Annotated in this window: 19 protein-coding genes; 12 read left to right on the top strand and 7 right to left on the bottom strand. The window is 63.5% G+C overall.

Features of this window, described 5'->3' with window-relative positions:
* Positions 1-11: 11 nt before the first annotated feature.
* A complete protein-coding gene (locus IP79_RS00555) occupies positions 12-1,130 on the bottom strand; it encodes a site-specific DNA-methyltransferase (protein ID WP_324608166.1) in 1,119 nt (372 codons plus the stop codon).
* Positions 1,131-1,384: 254 nt separating this feature from the next.
* Positions 1,385-2,008, bottom strand: coding sequence for a ribonuclease HII (locus IP79_RS00550; RefSeq protein WP_054117324.1), 624 nt, complete (start codon positions 2,006-2,008; stop codon positions 1,385-1,387).
* Between IP79_RS00550 and IP79_RS00545 the strand changes: the two genes are divergently transcribed.
* From IP79_RS00545 to IP79_RS00520, 6 genes are all read left to right on the top strand, one after another.
* Entirely contained in the window at positions 2,007-3,188 is a 1,182-nt protein-coding gene (locus IP79_RS00545) for a PQQ-dependent sugar dehydrogenase (RefSeq protein WP_054117323.1), read from the top strand. The genes IP79_RS00550 and IP79_RS00545 overlap by 2 nt on opposite strands.
* Positions 3,185-3,718, top strand: a complete 534-nt coding sequence (locus IP79_RS00540) for a GNAT family N-acetyltransferase (RefSeq protein ID WP_054117322.1) — start codon at positions 3,185-3,187, stop codon at positions 3,716-3,718. Before IP79_RS00545 ends, IP79_RS00540 begins: the two co-directional genes overlap by 4 nt.
* Positions 3,719-3,767: 49 nt before the next feature.
* On the top strand, positions 3,768-4,322 hold the full coding sequence (locus IP79_RS00535; protein WP_054117947.1) for a DUF1285 domain-containing protein: 555 nt from the start codon (positions 3,768-3,770) through the stop codon (positions 4,320-4,322).
* On the top strand, positions 4,319-4,942 hold the full coding sequence (locus IP79_RS00530) for a CoA pyrophosphatase (protein ID WP_054117321.1): 624 nt from the start codon (positions 4,319-4,321) through the stop codon (positions 4,940-4,942). Before IP79_RS00535 ends, IP79_RS00530 begins: the two co-directional genes overlap by 4 nt.
* On the top strand, positions 4,932-6,116 hold the full coding sequence (locus IP79_RS00525; RefSeq protein ID WP_054117320.1) for a CCA tRNA nucleotidyltransferase: 1,185 nt from the start codon (positions 4,932-4,934) through the stop codon (positions 6,114-6,116). The genes IP79_RS00530 and IP79_RS00525 overlap by 11 nt, the downstream gene beginning before the upstream one ends.
* A 246-nt stretch (positions 6,117-6,362) precedes the next feature.
* Positions 6,363-6,896: a hypothetical protein gene (locus IP79_RS00520; RefSeq protein ID WP_054117319.1), complete on the top strand. Its 534-nt coding sequence runs from the start codon at positions 6,363-6,365 to the stop codon at positions 6,894-6,896.
* Between the two features lie 65 nt (positions 6,897-6,961).
* Here IP79_RS00520 and parC read toward each other — a convergent pair whose 3' ends face one another.
* A complete protein-coding gene (gene parC, locus IP79_RS00515; RefSeq protein ID WP_054117318.1) occupies positions 6,962-9,271 on the bottom strand; it encodes a DNA topoisomerase IV subunit A in 2,310 nt (769 codons plus the stop codon).
* Between the two features lie 158 nt (positions 9,272-9,429).
* Here parC and IP79_RS00510 point away from each other — a divergent pair, with 158 nt between their 5' ends.
* Together IP79_RS00510 and IP79_RS00505 are read left to right on the top strand one after the other, a co-directional pair.
* Positions 9,430-9,963, top strand: a complete 534-nt coding sequence (locus tag IP79_RS00510) for a type 1 glutamine amidotransferase domain-containing protein (RefSeq protein WP_054117317.1) — start codon at positions 9,430-9,432, stop codon at positions 9,961-9,963.
* Between the two features lie 11 nt (positions 9,964-9,974).
* A complete protein-coding gene (locus tag IP79_RS00505; protein ID WP_054117316.1) occupies positions 9,975-10,388 on the top strand; it encodes a YidH family protein in 414 nt (137 codons plus the stop codon).
* A gap of 4 nt (positions 10,389-10,392) precedes the next feature.
* On the opposite strand, the gene IP79_RS00500 is transcribed toward IP79_RS00505, so the two are convergent.
* The 3 genes from IP79_RS00500 to IP79_RS00490 form a co-directional block, all read right to left on the bottom strand.
* Positions 10,393-10,728, bottom strand: a complete 336-nt coding sequence (locus IP79_RS00500) for a 2Fe-2S iron-sulfur cluster-binding protein (RefSeq protein WP_054117315.1) — start codon at positions 10,726-10,728, stop codon at positions 10,393-10,395.
* Positions 10,725-11,825, bottom strand: a complete 1,101-nt coding sequence (locus IP79_RS00495) for a cysteine desulfurase family protein (RefSeq protein WP_054117314.1) — start codon at positions 11,823-11,825, stop codon at positions 10,725-10,727. Before IP79_RS00495 ends, IP79_RS00500 begins: the two co-directional genes overlap by 4 nt.
* 121 nt (positions 11,826-11,946) lie before the next feature.
* Positions 11,947-12,900 (bottom strand): cysteine desulfurase family protein, encoded by a 954-nt coding sequence (locus IP79_RS00490; RefSeq protein ID WP_420705615.1) that lies wholly within the window; start codon positions 12,898-12,900, stop codon positions 11,947-11,949.
* 187 nt (positions 12,901-13,087) lie between these two features.
* Between IP79_RS00490 and IP79_RS00485 the strand changes: the two genes are divergently transcribed.
* Both IP79_RS00485 and IP79_RS00480 read left to right on the top strand, forming a co-directional pair.
* Positions 13,088-13,744, top strand: a complete 657-nt coding sequence (locus tag IP79_RS00485; RefSeq protein WP_054117312.1) for an alpha/beta hydrolase — start codon at positions 13,088-13,090, stop codon at positions 13,742-13,744.
* A gap of 294 nt (positions 13,745-14,038) precedes the next feature.
* Positions 14,039-14,728, top strand: a complete 690-nt coding sequence (locus IP79_RS00480) for a TonB family protein (RefSeq protein ID WP_082336931.1) — start codon at positions 14,039-14,041, stop codon at positions 14,726-14,728.
* Between the two features lie 28 nt (positions 14,729-14,756).
* Here IP79_RS00480 and IP79_RS00475 read toward each other — a convergent pair whose 3' ends face one another.
* On the bottom strand, positions 14,757-14,969 hold the full coding sequence (locus tag IP79_RS00475; RefSeq protein WP_054117310.1) for a hypothetical protein: 213 nt from the start codon (positions 14,967-14,969) through the stop codon (positions 14,757-14,759).
* 112 nt (positions 14,970-15,081) lie between these two features.
* Here IP79_RS00475 and IP79_RS00470 point away from each other — a divergent pair, with 112 nt between their 5' ends.
* Both IP79_RS00470 and IP79_RS00465 read left to right on the top strand, forming a co-directional pair.
* Entirely contained in the window at positions 15,082-15,471 is a 390-nt protein-coding gene (locus IP79_RS00470) for a DUF3597 family protein (protein ID WP_082336930.1), read from the top strand.
* A gap of 57 nt (positions 15,472-15,528) precedes the next feature.
* The gene (locus tag IP79_RS00465; protein ID WP_054117309.1) at positions 15,529-17,379 is read left to right on the top strand and encodes a DUF885 domain-containing protein; all 1,851 of its coding nucleotides are present in this window, start codon (positions 15,529-15,531) and stop codon (positions 17,377-17,379) included.
* Positions 17,380-17,667: the final 288 nt, after the last annotated feature.

The raw sequence follows: 17,667 nt of genomic DNA, 5'->3' as shown, positions 1-17,667 counted from the left end.
CGGTGCCGGGATCAATCCTCGTTCGCCAGCAGGTAAAGCTGCCGCGCTGCGTCGATGGGCTTTACGTCGCCGCTCACTTCGTAATGCCAGAAGCTCCAGCCATTGCAGGAAGGCGCGCCTTGCAATTCCTTGCCCAGCCCGTGGATCGACCCGGTCTTGCCTTCGCATTCCAGGCTGCCATCGGTGCGCACCGTGGCAATCCAGCGGCGCTTCTTGTCGAACACCTGCGTGCCGGGCGGAATCAGTCCGCCTTCCACCACCGCGCCGAACGCCACCTTGGGCGCGGTGCGGGCCGATTGCATCGTGGTGAGCGCGCTTTCATCCAGCGGCAGTTCCTTGGCGATCCGCTTGGTCGCGACTTCGCGGTAGGCATCCTCGCGCTCGCACCCGATCCATTCGCGACCCAACCGCTTGGCGACCGCGCCGGTGGTGCCGGTGCCGAAGAAGGGATCGAGCACCACATCGCCCTTTTCCGTAGTCGCCAGCAGCACGCGGTAAAGCAGCGCTTCGGGCTTCTGGGTGGGGTGGGCCTTCTTGCCGTTTTCCTTGAGCCGCTCGCCCCCGGCGCAGATCGGCATGACCCAGTCAGACCGCATCTGCAGTTCATCATTCAACGTCTTCATCGCGCGGTAATTGAACTGATAGCGCGCCTTTTCCCCCATGCTCGCCCAGATCAGCGTTTCGTGCGCGTTGGTGAAGCGGGTGCCGCGGAAATTGGGCATCGGGTTGGTCTTGCGCCAGACGATGTCATTGAGAATCCAGAACCCCAGATCCTGCAAGATCGCGCCGACGCGGAAGATATTGTGGTAGCTGCCGATTACCCACAGCCCGCCATCGGGCTTGAGCACGCGGCGCGCTTCGGTCAGCCATTCGCGGGTGAACTTGTCGTACACCGCCATGCTGTCGAACTGGTCCCAGTGATCGGTCACCGCATCGACATGGCTGCCATCTGGGCGGTTAAGATCACCGCCAAGCTGGAGATTATAGGGCGGATCGGCAAACACCAGATCGACACTGTTGGTCGGGAGCGAGCGCATCGCCTCGATACAATCGCCCGGCAGGATACGGCCCAGAGGCAGATCGACTTTGGCTGCAATTTTTGGCGCCTTTACAGCGCTTTTCGCCTGCAACTTGGTCTTTTCTATCACACTCACCTGGAACGCCCCGCTGATTTGGTCTAGCACTTATCCACAGGCATGAGTCTTTGAAGAGTCCGCGTCAAGCGCCTAATTTTGCGCATATTGTCTGGTGCAGCGAGATGGCCCGGCGGAACGAAGCAAGACCGGCACAAGATGTTGAGTCCCCCCTTCCCCGAAGGGCTCGATATGCAGCGGTGTGGCCCGCAGGACTCACCCTGCCAGACATCGGCGATGCAATATTTCGATCAGAGCAGCGGCAATTGCGCCACCGGCGCAAAGCTGCGGCGGTGGAGCGGGGTCGCGCCGTGTATCCGCAGTGCGGCCATGTGTTCGGCGGTGCCATATCCCTTGTTGCGTTCCCACCCGTAATGCGGGTGCGCGGCGGCGGCTTCCAGCATCAACCGGTCGCGCCATTCCTTGGCGATGATGGAAGCGGCGGAAATCGCGGGTTCGATCCCGTCGCCGCCAACGATGGCGCGGGCAGGCCAGCCCCATCCCGTACAGCGGCCCGCCGGTGTCATATTGCCATCGATCAGCACTTCGCACACCGGCGCGGCCATTGCGGCCGTCAGGCTCGCCACCGCACGGGTCATCGCTTCCATCGTGGCGATGAAGATGTTGAGCCGGTCGATCTCGTCCGGCTCTACCACCGCCACTGCCCAGCAGCAGGATTTCCGGATCGCTGTATCCAGCACAGCGCGGCGCTTTGCCGAAAGACGCTTGGAATCATCGACCCCCGCAGGTATCGCTTGGCCCAGAACTACCGCTGCGGCCACCACCGGCCCGGCCAGCGGCCCGCGTCCGGCTTCGTCGACCCCGATGACGATGCCATCGCCTGTAACTGTAAACCCCGGAGTTAGCCCCAACATGATCCGTTCAAACCGCCTGCCAATCCGCGTTATCGCTACACTTTCCCTGCCCGCCATGCTGCTGGCAAGTTGCGCCAATGCACAAACCGGGGAAACCGCGCAAACCACCGCTACGGAAGCTGGCGCTGCATCCTTTGCCACCACCGAAGTCGCCACCTTCGAAGAGCCGTGGGCGATGGCCTTTGCACCCGGCACACCGGTTTTGTTCGTGACCGAAAAGTCCGGCACGTTGAAGTTCATCGACACCGAAACGGGTTCGACCGGCCCCGTCAGCGGCCTGCCGGAAGTCGCCTATGGCGGCCAGGGCGGACTGGGCGATATCGCCTTTCTGCCTTCGGAATCCTCCGACACGCTTGATCGCCGCACGATCTATCTCAGCTGGGCCGAGGCTGGGGAAGCCGACACGCGCGGCGCGGTTGTCGGCAAGGGCACGCTGGTATGCGGCGTGGACGATGCCTGCGTGATCGAAGGGCTCGCCATCATCTGGCGCCAGACCCCCAAGGTCAGCGGACGCGGCCATTATTCGCACCGGCTCAGCATCTCGCCCGATGGCCAGCACCTGTATATCGCCAGCGGCGATCGGCAGAAGATGCAGCCTGCGCAGGACACCACCAATACGCTCGGCACGATTGTGCGGCTCAATCTTGATGGCACGCCTGCAACCGGCAATCCGCTGGCCGAAAAGGGCGAGGAGACCGCCCAGATCTGGTCGTGGGGCCACCGCAATATCCTCGGCATGGATTGGGACGCGCAGGGCCGCCTGTGGGAAGTCGAACACGGCCCGGCGGGCGGGGATGAGCTCAACCTTGTCCAGCGCGCTGCCAATTATGGCTGGCCGGAGCGTTCCAATGGCGAACATTACAATGGCGATCCGATCCCCGATCACAGCGCCGATGATGGTTTTGCCAAGCCCGCGCTCAGCTGGACGCCGGTGATCGCGCCGGGCGACATGCTGATCTACAACGGCACCATGTTCAACGCCTGGCAGGGCCGCGCATTGATGGCTGGTCTGAGCAGCATGGCGCTGGTCGAAGTGGCGATCGAAGGTGACACCGCGCGCGAGGTCAACCGCTATCCCTTCGACAAGCGTCTACGGGCACTGGCACAGGGGCCGGACGGCGCGCTGTGGGTGGCCGAAGATGGCAAGGGCGCAAGGTTGCTGAAACTCTCCGCCCAATGAGTGATACCGCCACGGCTACCCTGATCCCGCTCGAGGCGGTCAACCCCGCCATGGTCGAGGAAGTTCTCGACCGTGCGTTCGGGCCGGATCGTCACGCGCGCACCGCCTACCGGATCCGCGAGGGTATGCCGTGGCTGCCCGGCCTGAGCCTTGCCGCGCTGGACGCGGACGAGATGCTGGTCGGCACGATCCAGTGCTGGCCGATCGGGCTTCAAACCAAACAGGGCCAGGTTCCGCTGGTGATGGTCGGCCCGGTGGCCGTGGTGCCTGAACGGCAGGGCGAAGGCTTCGGCGTAGGCTTGATGAGCGCGATGATTGCCGAAGATGCGCGGCTGGCAGCCGGCGGCGGTCGGGCCTTGCCGCAGGTACTGATCGGCGATGCTGACTATTACGGTCGCTGGGGCTTTTCCGCCGCCTTCACCGGCGGCTGGCGCTGCCCCGGCCCCTATGAACAGCACCGCCTGCTGGCGCGCGGGACCGCACTTTCGGCCATGCCGTCCGAAGGGATATTGGGGCCGTGGGAAAGCTAAGCGCACTAACCCCTTCACCTTGACGCCCGCATCTGCCATCCCGCTTGCGATGCCTTATGAACCTCCCCCCTATCTCGCCGGATTGACCCTTGCCGAAATCGCTGATCTTGTGGCGCAGCGCAAACTGCCCCCTATCGAAGGCTGGGCGCCGCATGTTTCGGGCGACAGCGCGATGCGCATTGCCGCCGACGGCACATGGTATCACGAAGGCGGAGAAATCCGCCGCGAAGCGATGGTGCGCGCCTTTACAGGCCTGCTGAAACGCGACGAAGACGGCCAGCACTGGCTCGTCACCCCGTTCGAGAAGCTGGCGATCGAAGTCGAGGATGCGGCCTTTATCGCAGTCGATTGCGTGCGCGCTGATGATGCGCTGGTGTTCCGCCTGAACACCGATGACATTGTAATCGCGGGCCCGGATCACCCCTTGCGCGCCGAAGGCGATGCCGAAGCGCCCGCGCTGTATCTCGCCGTGCGGCGCGGCTGCGAAGCGCGGCTCAACCGATCGACCTGGGCGCAGCTTGCCGAAATCGCACTGGCCGAAGGGGCCGAAACAAATGGCTGGCAGGTCAGCAGCAAGGGGGAGGTCTTCACTCTGCTGCCATGACGCCGCCTTCCGCCAGCATCCACGATCCCCTCGCCCGCGCTTTTGCCGAAGGGCACGCGCGCGCCGTTCCCGATCTGCTGAGCGATGCGCATTTCGCTCGTGATGGCCGATCGACCCCTGCTGCTGTGCTGATCGCGATCACCGATGTGCCGCATGATCCGCAGGTCATCCTGACCCAGCGCCCGCGCGCCATGCGCGACCATCCGGGGCAGGTCGCCTTTCCGGGCGGCAAGATCGATCCGGGCGAGGATGCTGTCACCGCTGCCTTGCGCGAGGCAGAAGAAGAACTTGCCCTGCCCCGTAAGGAAGTCCGCCTGATCGGCACCAGCGATATCTACCACACCGGCACCGGCTTTCTGGTGACGCCGGTGGTGGGTGTGGTGCCGCCGGGCCTTGCCCTCAGCCCGAATCCCGCCGAGGTCGAAGCATGGTTCGAAGCGCCGCTCGCCCTGTTGCTCGATCCCGCCAGCTGGACGACCAACGAGGTGTTCTGGCGCGGGGCGAACCGCCGTTATCTCGAACTGGAATGGCAGGGGTTCCGCATCTGGGGGGTGACGGCGGCGATCATCGCCAATCTGTCGCGCCGGATCACGCTGGAGGGGCTGCGCCATGTTGCGTGATCTGGCTGACGCGGATTGGCCGCGCCGCGCGGGCCTTGCCGCATTGACCGCCGCCTTGGGGGCCGAAAAAATCCGCTGGGTTGGCGGGGCCGTGCGCGATGGCTTGCTTGGCGTTCCCGTCCACGATGTTGATTGCGCCACGCCGCTGATGCCTGCCGAAGTGATCGACCTGTGCACCAAGGCAGGTATCCGCACCGTGCCGACGGGCATCGAACACGGCACGATCACCGCAATACTGAAAGATGGTCCGGTCGAAATCACGACCTTGCGCCGCGATGTTGCCACCGATGGCAGGCGCGCCACCATCGCCTTCGCCAGGGATTGGGCACAGGACGCCGCGCGCCGCGATTTCACTATCAATGCGCTCTATGCCCACCCTGAAACGCTCGCGATCACGGACTACTTCGGCGGGCTGGACGATCTGGTAGCGCGCCGGGTGCGGTTTATCGGAGATGCGCGACAGCGGATTGCCGAGGATCACCTGCGGATCCTGCGATATTATCGCTTTCAGGCGCGGTTCGGCGCGGAACTGGACGCCGTGGCCGAAAATGCCTGCGCCGAACTGGCGCACACGCTGAAGGGCCTCAGCCGCGAGAGGATTGCGGCGGAATTGCTCGCACTGCTCGGCCTGCCCGATCCCCATCCGACAGTGGAGCGGATGCGCAGCAACAGCGTGCTCGGCGTCATTCTGCCCGAAGCCTGCAAAGCACAGTTGGCCGCGCTCGCCCGCCTGATTTCCGCTGAAAACGCGCAAGGGTTTGCCGCCGATCCAGTGCGCCGTCTCGCCGCGCTGCTGCCGCCGTCTCCCGATGTGGCAGAAACGGTCGCGGCACGGCTGCGCCTGTCCAAGGCCCAGCGAAACCGGCTGGTGAGCGCGGCCGAACGCACTGCTTCTGACAGCGAGAAAACGCAGGCCCTCGCCTACCGGCTCACCACGCCGCTGGCGATTGACCGGTTGCTGCTGCTGGGCGCGGATGCCACATCGATAGCATCATGGCCGGTGCCTGCATTCCCCCTGAAAGGCGGCGCCATAGTTGCCCGCGGTGTCACAGCCGGGCCATCTGTCGCACGCATCCTTCAGGCTGTCGAAGCGCGTTGGGTAGCGGAAGGTTTTCCTGATTCGGCGCGCATCGATGCCTTGCTGGCCGAAGAATTGGCCAAACCTGCGGCCTGATTGCTGCTTTGGGGTGAAGCGGGCCTCGGAGACGGCAGGTTGACCTGCGTCCGGTTGTCAGCCCCGCGAATCACAGGCTAGTTTCTTTATGCGGGCTTTATCCGGCTGTGTTGCAAACACGCCGGGTTATCCTCTCCAGACCGATCCCGGTCTGTCGCCGCGGTTTTTCAAATCGCTTGCGCCCGCGCATCCCCTCCGGGCGTGCCTCCCTACGGCATGATCCGGGCGTAGATAAAAGGGAGACTGATGATGAAGAATGCAAAGCTGGCTCTGATCGCCACCCTGCTGGCCTCTGCCCCCGCCATGGCGAGCGCACAGGAGGTCGGTTCGACCATTTATGGTAACGACGGAAACCCTGTCGGCACGGTCGAGCAGATGAACGAACAGGTCATCATTGTCGACACGGGCAAGCACAAGGCTCCGGTTCCGGTCACTCTGATCTTCGAAGGCGAAAGCGGCCCGGCCGTTAACGCCACAAAGGATCAGGTCGATGCGATGATGGACCAGCAGATCGCCGAAGCCAATACCAAGCGCGATGCCTCGCTGGTCAAGGGCGCAGCGGTGCAGTCCATCAACGGCAATCCCGCAGGCACGCTGGGCGATGTTGATCTGGCGGCCGATGTCATCACGCTTGATAGCCCCGATGGCCCGATCATTCTGAAAAAGGAATATTTTGCGGTGAGCCCGGAAGGCCAGCTCACTGCGCTGGTCACGCGCGAGCAGATCGCGAGTGCGGCAGCCAGCCGCAAGGCCGGTAGCGCACCGGGCGGCGCGCAGTAAGGTTCGCCTTTCAAAGTCTTGAAGCAGGGCCGCCGGTGCGACTTGCACCGGCGGCCCTTTTCGCATCAATCGAAGCGGTTATCCTTGGGGAAGCCCTGCGGCGGCATCCTTCCGGCGGCCCCGCGCGCCACCTTCCACATGCGGATTTCGGTTTCAGTGCGAGTGCGCTCGCCCGATCCGCCCATCTGCCAGCTCAGCCCGTCAGCCAGCACGAATGTGGTCGCATCGGACATTCCGCCATCCCGGTAGCGCTGCAACTGCACCCCCTGGCCCCGCGTCATCACCGGCATTTCTTCAAGGTTGAACACCACCAGCTTGCGATTGTCGCCAACGCAGGCGACATGGTCGTGACCATCGGCAATCGGGCGAATGACCCGCAGCACCGCGCCATCCTTCAGGTTTACAACCTGCCGGCCCTTGCGCGTTTCGGCCAACAACTCGTTCATTTCCGCCACAAACCCTTTGCCATGGCTGGAGGCGAGCAACAGCTTGCCGCCGGGACGGTGGACCATCAGCGCGCTGACGCTGGCATCGCTTTCCAGATCGATCATGGTGCGCACCGGCTCTCCGAACCCGCGTGCGCCGGGCAGCTTGTCACAACCAAGCGTGTAAAACCGACCGTCGGATGCGGCGAGCAACAGCTTGTCGGTGGTCTGTGCATGGAGGATGAAGGCGAGCCCGTCACCCTCCTTGTATTTGAATTCCTGATCCAGCGGCACGTGTCCGCTGGCCGCCCTGATCCAGCCCTTCTGGCTGAGGATCACCGTCACCGGCGCCTTTTCGATCATCGCATCCATGCTGAATTCGACCGTCGGCGCGGCTTCGGCAATCACGGTGCGGCGTCGGCCAAGCTTGGTATCCTCGGCATAATCCTTGCGCAGCGCTTTCAGATCACGCTTCAGCCGGGTGCGCTGTTTGGCGGGGCTATCCAGCAGCGCCTGCAAATCGGCTTCTTCGGCCAGCAGCGCATCCTGTTCCTTGCGCAGTTCCATTTCTTCCAGCTTGCGCAAAGACCGCAGCCGCATGTTGAGGATCGCCTCGACCTGCCGGTCGGTGAGATCGAACTCCTTCATCATCAGCGGCTTGGGTTCATCCTCGGTGCGGATGATCTCGATCACGCGGTCAAGGTTGAGATAGGCGATGATATAGCCGCGCACCAGTTCCAGCCGAGCGGCAATCTTGTCGAGCCGGTGCTGCGCGCGGCGTTGCAGAATGTCGATCTGCGCCCGCGTCCAGCTTTCCAGCAGTTCCTTCAGCCCCATCACCATTGGCGCGCGCCCGAAGCCCGGCTGGGTATCGAGAACGTTGAGGTTGAGGCTGAACCGCGTCTCCAGATCGGTCAGCTTGAACAGGCTTTCCTTGAGCAGTTCGGGATCGACATTGCGGCTTTTGGGCGTGAGGACGATCCGGATCGCCTCGTCACTCTCGTCCCGCACGTCTTCAAGGATCGGCAGTTTGCGGTCGCCGATCAGCGCCGCGATCTGTTCGATCAGCTTACCCTTGGGCACCTGATACGGGATTTCAGAGATGACCAGCTGCCATTGCCCCGCGCCCAGCCGCTCGATCCCGGCCGCGATGTCATCGGCCTCCTTCGCTTCGGGCGCATGAAACCGCCCGCGCAGGCGGAATGATCCGCGCCCGGTGCGATAGGCCTCGGCAATGCTGGCTGCGCTGTCCACCACCTGCCCGCCGGTGGCAAAATCGGGGCCGTGGAAAAGCTGCATCAGCCGTTCATGTTCCACGTGGGGATTGTCGATCAGTTCCAGCGTCGCGTCGATAATCTCGGCGACATTGTGGCTGGGGATGCTGGTCGCCATGCCGACCGCGATGCCGCTGGATCCGTTGGCGAGCAGATTGGGGAACAGGCCCGGGAAAATCTCCGGCTCGATCTCCTCGCCATTATAGGTCGGGATGAAATCGACCGTGCCTTCGTCCAGCCCCGCCATCAGCGCAAGCGCGGTCTTGGTCAGGCGCGCTTCGGTGTAACGGTAGGCCGCAGCATTATCGCCATCGACGTTGCCGAAGTTGCCCTGCCCTTCAACCAGCGGATATCGCAGCGCAAAATCCTGCGCCAGCCGCACCATCGCGTCATAAACGCTGGAATCGCCGTGCGGGTGATATTTGCCGATCACGTCGCCCACCACGCGGGCCGATTTCTTGAAGGCCGACGCAGGGTCCAGCTTCAACTGCCGCATCGCCCACAGCAGGCGGCGATGCACCGGCTTCAACCCGTCCCGCAGATCGGGCAGGCTGCGCGCGGTGATGGTGGACAGTGCATAGACCAGATAGCGCTCTGACAGCGCGGCATCGAACGGCGCATCGACAATGGCATCGAAGCCGTCGTCAGGCGCATCGGTGGTGACGGGATCGGACATGGTCTTGCCTCTAGCAAGCCGGACGCTGCGCCGGGAGAGGGGTTTCCACAGGGTTGAACATGCGCCTCGTCGCGTTGCGACCACGCCCGGTCAGCCGCGGCGGAACATCGGGCGCTGATACGCCCTTAGGCCAACCAAGCATCCAAAGGAGATTAAACATGCAACCAATCCTGATCATCGCCACCGACGGCTTTGAAGAATCCGAACTCATCGAACCCAAGCGCATTCTGGAAGAAAGCGGCGCCAAGGTTATCGTTGCCAGCCTCGAACGCGGTGAGATCAAGGGCTGGAAGGGCAAGGACTGGGGCAAGAGCGTATCGGTTGACCTGCTGGTCGGCGACGTCGCACCCGATGAATATGCCGCGCTGCTGCTGCCCGGCGGCCAGATCAACCCCGATGTTCTGCGCATGAACAGCACCGTGATCGATCTGGTGCGCAGCTTCAACGAGGCGGGCAAACCGATTGCGGCGATTTGCCACGCACCGTGGTTGCTGGTCGAAGCCAAGATCGTCGAAGGTCGCACAGTAACCGGCTGGCCCTCGATCCGTACCGATCTGGCCAATGCTGGCGCGAACGTGGTGGACGAAGAAGTCGTGAGCGACGGCAATCTTATCACGAGCCGCAAGCCCGATGACATTCCAGCCTTTACCGAAGCTCTGATGGCTGCGCTCAGCACGGAAAATGCCGTCTGATACGAGGCATCATGGCAAACCGGCCAGACAATGACGACCTTGCCGAACAGCGCACGGATTGGGCCGAGAACCGCACCGACTGGGCCGAAGACCGCACCATCATGGCAAACGAGCGTACGTTTGCGGGGTGGATGCGGACCGGCTTGGCCGCGGTCGGGATCGGCCTTGGCTTTAATGCCCTGTTCGGCAAGCTGGAGCCTGCGTGGCTTCCTAAGGCGTTGGCGACGGTGTTCATCATCGTCGCCATCGCCATTTTTTTCGCCGCACAGCGAAAGGCTGCGGCGGTCTCTCGCCGGCTTGAGGATCACCGGGCCGAACCAATGCGCGGCCTTACGCTCCGTCTGGTCGCAGCAGGACTGATCGTTGCCAGCATTGGTCTTGTCGGGGCGATCTGGTGGCTGGACGTAGGCGCGCCGCCGCCCTGACCGATTACATGCGCCGCGCGTCGCTGCTGTCTTTTGGTATGCTCACGGTCAGCCCGTCCATCCCGGCGGTCAGCTCGATCTGGCAGGACAGGCGCGAAGTGCGGCGCGCTCCGGCAGCGAAATCGAGCATGTCTTCCTCCTCCTCGGCAGCGGGCGGCAGGCGGTCGAACCAATCGGGTGCGACGATCACGTGGCAGGTCGAACACGCCATCTGGCCTTCGCAGGTGCCTTCAAGCGGCAGGCCCGCCGCTTGCCCTGCGCGCAGCAGGTTGTCACCCGCCTCGCACGAGACGGCTACCGGCTTGCCGTGGGGATCGACGAAGGTGACGGTGATGCTCAAAGTCCCTGCTCCTTGGCGGCAGACAAAATCGCGGCGGCGGCGGTTTCAATATCTTCCGCCGTGGTATAGCGCCCGAAACCGAGGCGAATAGAGGACTTTGCCTGAACCTCAGTCAATCCGATGGCGCGCAGAACATGGCTGGGCCGGCCCGATCCACTGGCGCAGGCGCTGCCCGCCGAGAACATGACATTGCGGCAATCGGACATCAACCGGGCGACGTCGAGACCACCTGTGCGGATGTTAAGATTGCCGTACCAGCGGTGTTCCCCGCTGCCGTTCAATTCCCACCCGGCAAAGGCATTACGGGCGATGTTCCACAAATGTTTCACGTGAAACATTTGCTCCGCCATATCCGCTGCCGCCGCCTGTGCAGCCGCCCCAAACCCGGCGCAGAGGGCGGGCGAGAGGGTGCCTGAGCGCAAGCTGGCCTCCTGTCCGCCGCCCCAAAGCAGGGGCTGGGGCGCAGCTGCCTCTGCCGCGATCCACAGCGCGCCGATCCCCTTGGGGCCGTGCATCTTGTGCGCTGATACAGCAATGTAATCGGGTCTAAAGGGGGTCAAGGCGAGCCTGGAGGCAGCCTGAACGGCATCAACCAGCACCTGCGCGCCCGCTTTCCGGGCAATTCCGATAGCTTCGGCCAGCGGATGGATCACCCCTATTTCATTATTGACCGCCATGATCGCAACCAGACCCGTTTCCGGCGTGATCGCGGCCTTGAGAGCTTCCAGATCGGCGCGGCCATCAGGCAGCACCGGCAGGACAGTAAACCGCCGCCCCTGCGCCTCGACGGCGCGGGCACAATCGAGCACTGCAGCGTGTTCGGTGGCGAAGGTGATGACATCGCCCGGCGTGCCGAGCAGCACCATATTGATGGCCTCGGTTGCGCCGGAGGTGAAGGTGACTTTGCCGCCCTCGGGCATCAGCGCGGCGACCTGATCCCGCGCATTTTCAACCGCCGCCGCCGCCATGCGGCCCATGCGGTGGGGGGAATGGGGGTTGCCGAAGGTGTCGCTGTCCGGCCCGCCCAGCCAGCGCAACATCGCCTCACGCGCTTCTGGCGCGAGCGGGGTGGTGGCCTGGTAGTCGAGGTAGATCATGGGTTTCTAATGCCCCCCTCGTCATTGCGAGGAGCGAAGCGACGCGGCAATCCATGGCCTACCGTCGCTTCAAGCCGCGAGGTCGGCCCATGGATTGCTTCGCTATGCTCGCAATGACGAATCAGCATAATGAAGCCCAAGCCTCGGCAAACCGCTCCAGATCCTCGGGTGTGGTGTTCCACCCCAAACTCACCCGGATTGTGCGCGCCGCCACTTCATCGGGGACGCCAAAGGCATCAAGCACCCGGCTTTTCTTGAGCGTGCCCGAAGAACACGCGCTGCCTGCGGAAACGGCAAAGCCCATGGCATCGAGCCGGATCAGCAGGGCTTGGGCCGAGAGCGTCTGATGGGCGACCGCAATGATGTGCGATGCCTGCGTGCCCGGAGCGATCAGTTCGCCGCCCTTGGCCAAAGCATCGCGAAACGCCAACCGCTCCGCATCCTTGCTCGCCCAGCTTTCCGGCCCGCCCGCCTCAAGCGCCGCAGCCATGCCGAGCGCGCCGGGCAGGTTTTCGGTGCCCTGCCGATAGCCGCGTTCATGCCCGCCGACAGGTTCAAGCAGGTTGAAATCGCGCACCAGCAGCGCGCCGATCCCGATCGGGCCGCCGAACTTGTGGGCCGAAATCACCGCCATATCGGAAGCGGGAAATGCCAGCTTGCCCGCGCTCTGGGCGCAGTCGGACAATATCAGCGCACCGGTTTCGGCGACTGCGGCAGCCATATCGCTGACCGGATTGATTGTGCCGGTTTCAGAGTTGAGGTGTTGGACCGCGATCAGACTATCGCTGTCCAGCGGTTCATCGCCGCTGAAAATTGCTGCATCCGGCGCAGCGCGGAATACCGCGTCATGCTCCACCGCGCTGACGATCCGGCGGCTGACCTTGCAGCGGTTGAGCGCGATCCACAGGGCCTCGCTCGCACCGGACGTAAAGATCAGCTCATGGTTCTTGTCCGCTTGGCCCAACCCCAGCGCCGCCTTGATCCGCTCGCGCGCATCTTCCAGCGCGGCGCGCGCCTTGCGGCCTTCTGCATGGGGGCTGGAAGGGTTGGCCCACAGCCGGAAACCCTCTTCCATTGCGGCCCTCGCCTCGGGGCGCAGGGGCGAGGTTGCGGCATGATCGAGATAGACCCGCTCAGCCATTTCCGACCCACTGTGTGCCAACCGCGACAAAAAATTGCGAAATCACCATCGCGCCCTATATAGAGCCCGCTTTCGCAGGCGCCAGCCGGTTGCCGCGACCACTCGTTCACAAGGTTCTTCAATGCCCTCAGTCATCTTTCCCGGCCCGGAAGGCCGTCTTGAAGGCCGTTTCTCTCCGCCGCCGCGCCCGCGCGCGCCGGTGGCCATGATCCTACATCCGCACCCCGAAGGCGGCGGCACCATGAACGACCGGATCGTGCAGCGGCTCTACAAGACCTTTGCCGATCGCGGCTTTGCCACCTTGCGCTTCAATTTCCGCGGCGTGGGCCGTTCGCAAGGCAGCTTCGATTCCGGCATCGGCGAACTGTCTGATGCGGCGAGCGCGCTCGACTGGGTGCAATCAATCCACCCCGAAGCGCAGAGCACCTGGATTGCAGGCTACAGCTTCGGTGCGCTGATCGGGATGCAATTGCTGATGCGCCGCCCCGAAGTGCGCGGCTTCATCTCGGTGGCGCCGCCCGCCAACATGTATGATTTCAGCTTCCTTGCGCCCTGCCCCGCCAGCGGCATCTTCGTGCAGGGCGCGGCGGATACTGTGGTGCAGCCCAATGCGGTGCAGAAGCTGGTCGACAAGCTGCGCACGCAAAAGCACATCACCATCCACCACGAAGAAATCCCGCGGGCCAACCACTTCTTCGAAAACGAGATGGAAGAACTGATGGGTTCGGTGGACAATTATCTGGATTTCCGCCTCTCGCCGGATTGTCCGATTAAGTAGGGCTCTATGCCCGTTCGTCCTGAGCCTGTCGAAGGACCGTCTTTTCTTCTTTTTGGTTTGGTGAAAGAGCCAAAGTGAAGTGCGGCCCTTCGACAGGCTCAGGGCGAACGAAACGGGAGAAGCTGGGCACAGTGCCTGTTTTGCGTTGCCATTCGCAACGCGAAACCATTTCGCCCCTATCAAAAATCATAGTACTAATGCGCTTGAGCGGGGCCGGAGGGTTTTTGCTCAACGTGTTGGTGTCATTCGCACTCCGGCCGCCGCTCCCACGATGATGGAGAGAGGAGCCCCTGAATGACATATGCCTCCCATACCCGCCGCCCCAATCCCGCTGCCCTTGCTGGCGCACTCGGCATTCCCGCTGCCGTGGGCGCATTGCTGGCGGTGGGACTGGCCGTTACGATTGTAACGGTGCCAACCCCGCCCCGCATCAAGGGCGAGACCATCAATCCCATCCCGATCCCCCCGCCGCCGCCGACCGATCCGGTGGATCAAGCCAATCCGAACACCAATCCGCAGCCGCGTGATGCAACCCCTGCCCCCACGCCGCGCGCCGATATGCTGCCGGTGGATCTGGGCCGGAACGATCCTGTCTTCACCCTGCCCGGTATCGGGGATACGATCGGCCCGATCACCGGCCCGGTCGATTTCGGTGTGCCCGTGCCGACGCCGCCTGCGACCCTGTTCGATCCCGTCGGCGTCAGCCCGAAGAACAATCCGGGCAGTTGGGTGACCAACGCCGATTATCGCACCCGCTGGATCAATGAAGGCCTGACAGGCAGTGCCAGCTTCACGTTAGGCATCGATGCGCGGGGCAAGGTGACCGGGTGCAGCATCACCCGATCCACCGGGCACGGCGCGCTTGACGATGCGACTTGCAGGCTGGTGACCAGCCGCGCGCGGTTTGATGCCGCCCGCGATACGTCCGGCAAGCCGGTTGCAGGAAGTTACAGCGGCACAATCACCTGGAGAATCCCTGAGTAGTGTAAACCACGCCGCCGGGGGCGGGCGCTTACCCTTCCCCGGCGGTCTTGATCTGCCTGATCGGTGCTTCGCCGCCGCTGGTCGGCACAGTCCAGATCAGCACGTTGATAACCGCGATCACTGCCAGCAGTACCATCAGCGCGGGTTGTTTGACCTGCCCCGTGCGCCGCCACAGCACAAACGCCCCGCCCAGCAGCGCCAGCGCGGCGAGCATCACGATGGAAAGCACGATGTCGGTCATGGCAGCAGAAAAATCCTTGGGTGCGGGCCGGGTGTCCCGATGCGTATAACCGTGCTTGCATAAGCCGGAGCGATAGCGATAAGCTGCGGATGCGTAACGCCACCGGGAGGGTATGATGGGTATTTTCAGTTCAATCAAGAATGCGGTCTGGGGTTCTGACAAGGACGAGAACGCTCCGGCTGCGCCCGCTGCACCTGCCGCGCCAGCCGCGCCTGCGGCCCCTTCACCATCGGCAATGTCTGATGCGATCAGCCAGGAAGAGATGGAAGCCCGCATCGCCGCCATGCCCGATTCCGACAAGTTCAACTGGCGCACCTCGATCGTCGATCTGATGAAGATGGTCGGCCTCGATCCCAGCTTTGCCAACCGCAAGGAACTGGCCGAAGAGCTGGGCATGACCGATTACGAGGGCACAGCCGAACAGAACATCAACCTCCACCACGCCGTGCTCAACACGCTTGCGGCGGAAGGCGGCGCGGTGGGCGGCATCCTCAAGTATTGAGCCGCAGGCGGCCAGCCCGCGATTGACTCCGCTTTTGTGCCTCGCCACACCGGGGCCATGAGAGAGAACCACGCTGATTTCACCCGCCGCCAAGCTCTTGCCGGGCTTGGCGGCGTTTCTGCCATTGCGTTGCTGCCGGCCTGTGCCGGATCGATGGCCCCTCCGGGCGGTGCCGCCGCGCCTATCGCATCACTCGCGCCCGATGCCGCGCTTGATGCCATCGCCTACCGGATGCTCGCCCACGAACCGGGCCGCGCCACCGGGCTTGGCGTGGACACCGGCGAATACGCCGCATGGCGATCAACCTTCGGCACCACTGGCGAAGAAGGCCGCAGCGATTATGCCAGCACGCTGAAAGAACTGGTCGAAGAAGCCCGCACCTACCCCAAGGCGGGCCTGACCAGCGATCAGCAGATCGGTTTCGAAGTGGTCGAAACCGCCTTTGCCAGCGCGGTGACAGGCATGGAGATGCCTTACGGCGATGTCGCCGTCGGCAGCTGGCGCAATGCACCCTATGTCGTGATCCAGAATGTCGGCGGCTATATCGACATGCCGCGCTTCTTCGGATCGACCCAGCCCCTGAAAACCGCCGAAGACATCGGCCCCTACATGGACCGTCTGGCAGAAGTCCCCGCAATCCTCGATGGCGAGCTTGATCGTATCCGTTCCGCGCGTGGCATGGGCGTGGTGCCGCCTGCCTTCCTGATCGACAAGGCCATCGCCCAGATGGAAGCGAGCTTGAAAGGCGCGAGTGAAAGCTATGCCGGGCCGCTGGCCGCATCGGGCATTGCCGGGGCGGATCGCAGCGCCGCGCAGGCCGAACGCATCACCGCCAGCGGCATCGTGCCAGCGCTTGAACGCCAGATTGCCGAACTGAAAGTGCAGCGCGCGGCCGCAAAGGATTCGGCCGGCATGTGGGCGCAGCCGATGGGCGAGGAATATTACAGCTGGGCCGTCGGCGCATCGACCACCACTGCGATGACGCCCGATGAAATCCATCGCCAAGGCCTTGCCGAACTCGACGAGATTCACGGCAAGATGGACCCGATCCTGCGCGAAATCGGCTACACCACCGGCAGCGTGGGCGACCGGATGCGCGCGCTGTCGGATGATCCGCGCTACAAGTTTGCCGAAGGCGATCCCGGGCGCGATGAAATCTTCGCCTTCATCAATGACCGCGTCAGCTGGATCAAATCGCAGATGCCGCGCGCCTTCAACCAACTGGTCGATCCGCCGCTCGAAATCCGCCGCCTGCCGCTGGCTGAGGAACCCGGCGCGCCGGGCGCTTATGGCGGGGCGGGAAGCAAGGACGGCAGCATCCCGGGCCGCTTCTGGATCAACCTGCGCACCACCGATCTGCATCGCAAGTATGATCTGGCAGACCTGACCTTCCATGAAAGCATCCCTGGCCATGTGTGGGAGGGCGAGTTCAGCAACCGCCTGCCGCTGATCCGCTCGATCCTTGCCTTCAATGCTTTCTCCGAAGGCTGGGCGCTCTATGCCGAACAGCTGGCGGACGAATTGGGTGCTTATGATGATTTCAAGGTCGGGCGGCTGGGATACCTGCAATCCCTCGCCTTCCGCGCCTGCCGGCTGGTGGTGGACACCGGCCTGCATTCCAAACGCTGGACACGCGAACAGGGCCGCCAGTTCTTCGTCGAACGCAACGGTTCCAAGGTCGAGGAGGTCGCGAGCGAGGTCGATCGCTATTGCAGCTGGCCGGGGCAGGCCTGCGGTTACAAGATCGGCCACACCGAAATCGTGCGCCAGCGCGCAAGGGCGCAGGCAGAGCTGGGCGGGGCCTATGACTTCAAGGCCTTCAACACCGCCGTGGTACTGGGCGGCAACGCGCCGCTGAGCGTGGTGGGCAATACCGTGAGCCGCTATATTGCAGGGGCGAAGGGATAGAGGTCTTAGCCAACCGCTGCGCAAGCTTAGCCATCAGGCAAAAATGGATTGACCGTCGGGGAAGTCCCTCGTCAGCTGGCTTGAGTAGGGTCGACCAACCTGAAGTCCGCCTTGGGTCATAACCGGACACTCAGGCAAGTCGACAACCATAACAAGGGACCATAAGAACCAGAAAGGCTCGCCCTTCCGGGCGAGCCTTGTGTGATCAAACTTGCGTAGGCTTTAGCCGCCACCGCCACCACCACCGCCGCCGCCGCCGCCGCCGCCGCCACCGCCACCACCGCCGCC

Origin of the sequence: Porphyrobacter sp. AAP60 (genome assembly GCF_001296025.1) — a bacterium.
GTDB lineage: Bacteria > Pseudomonadota > Alphaproteobacteria > Sphingomonadales > Sphingomonadaceae > Erythrobacter.
Note: the sequence above shows the minus strand (reverse complement) of the source record. Positions and strands in the feature narration are given on the sequence as shown.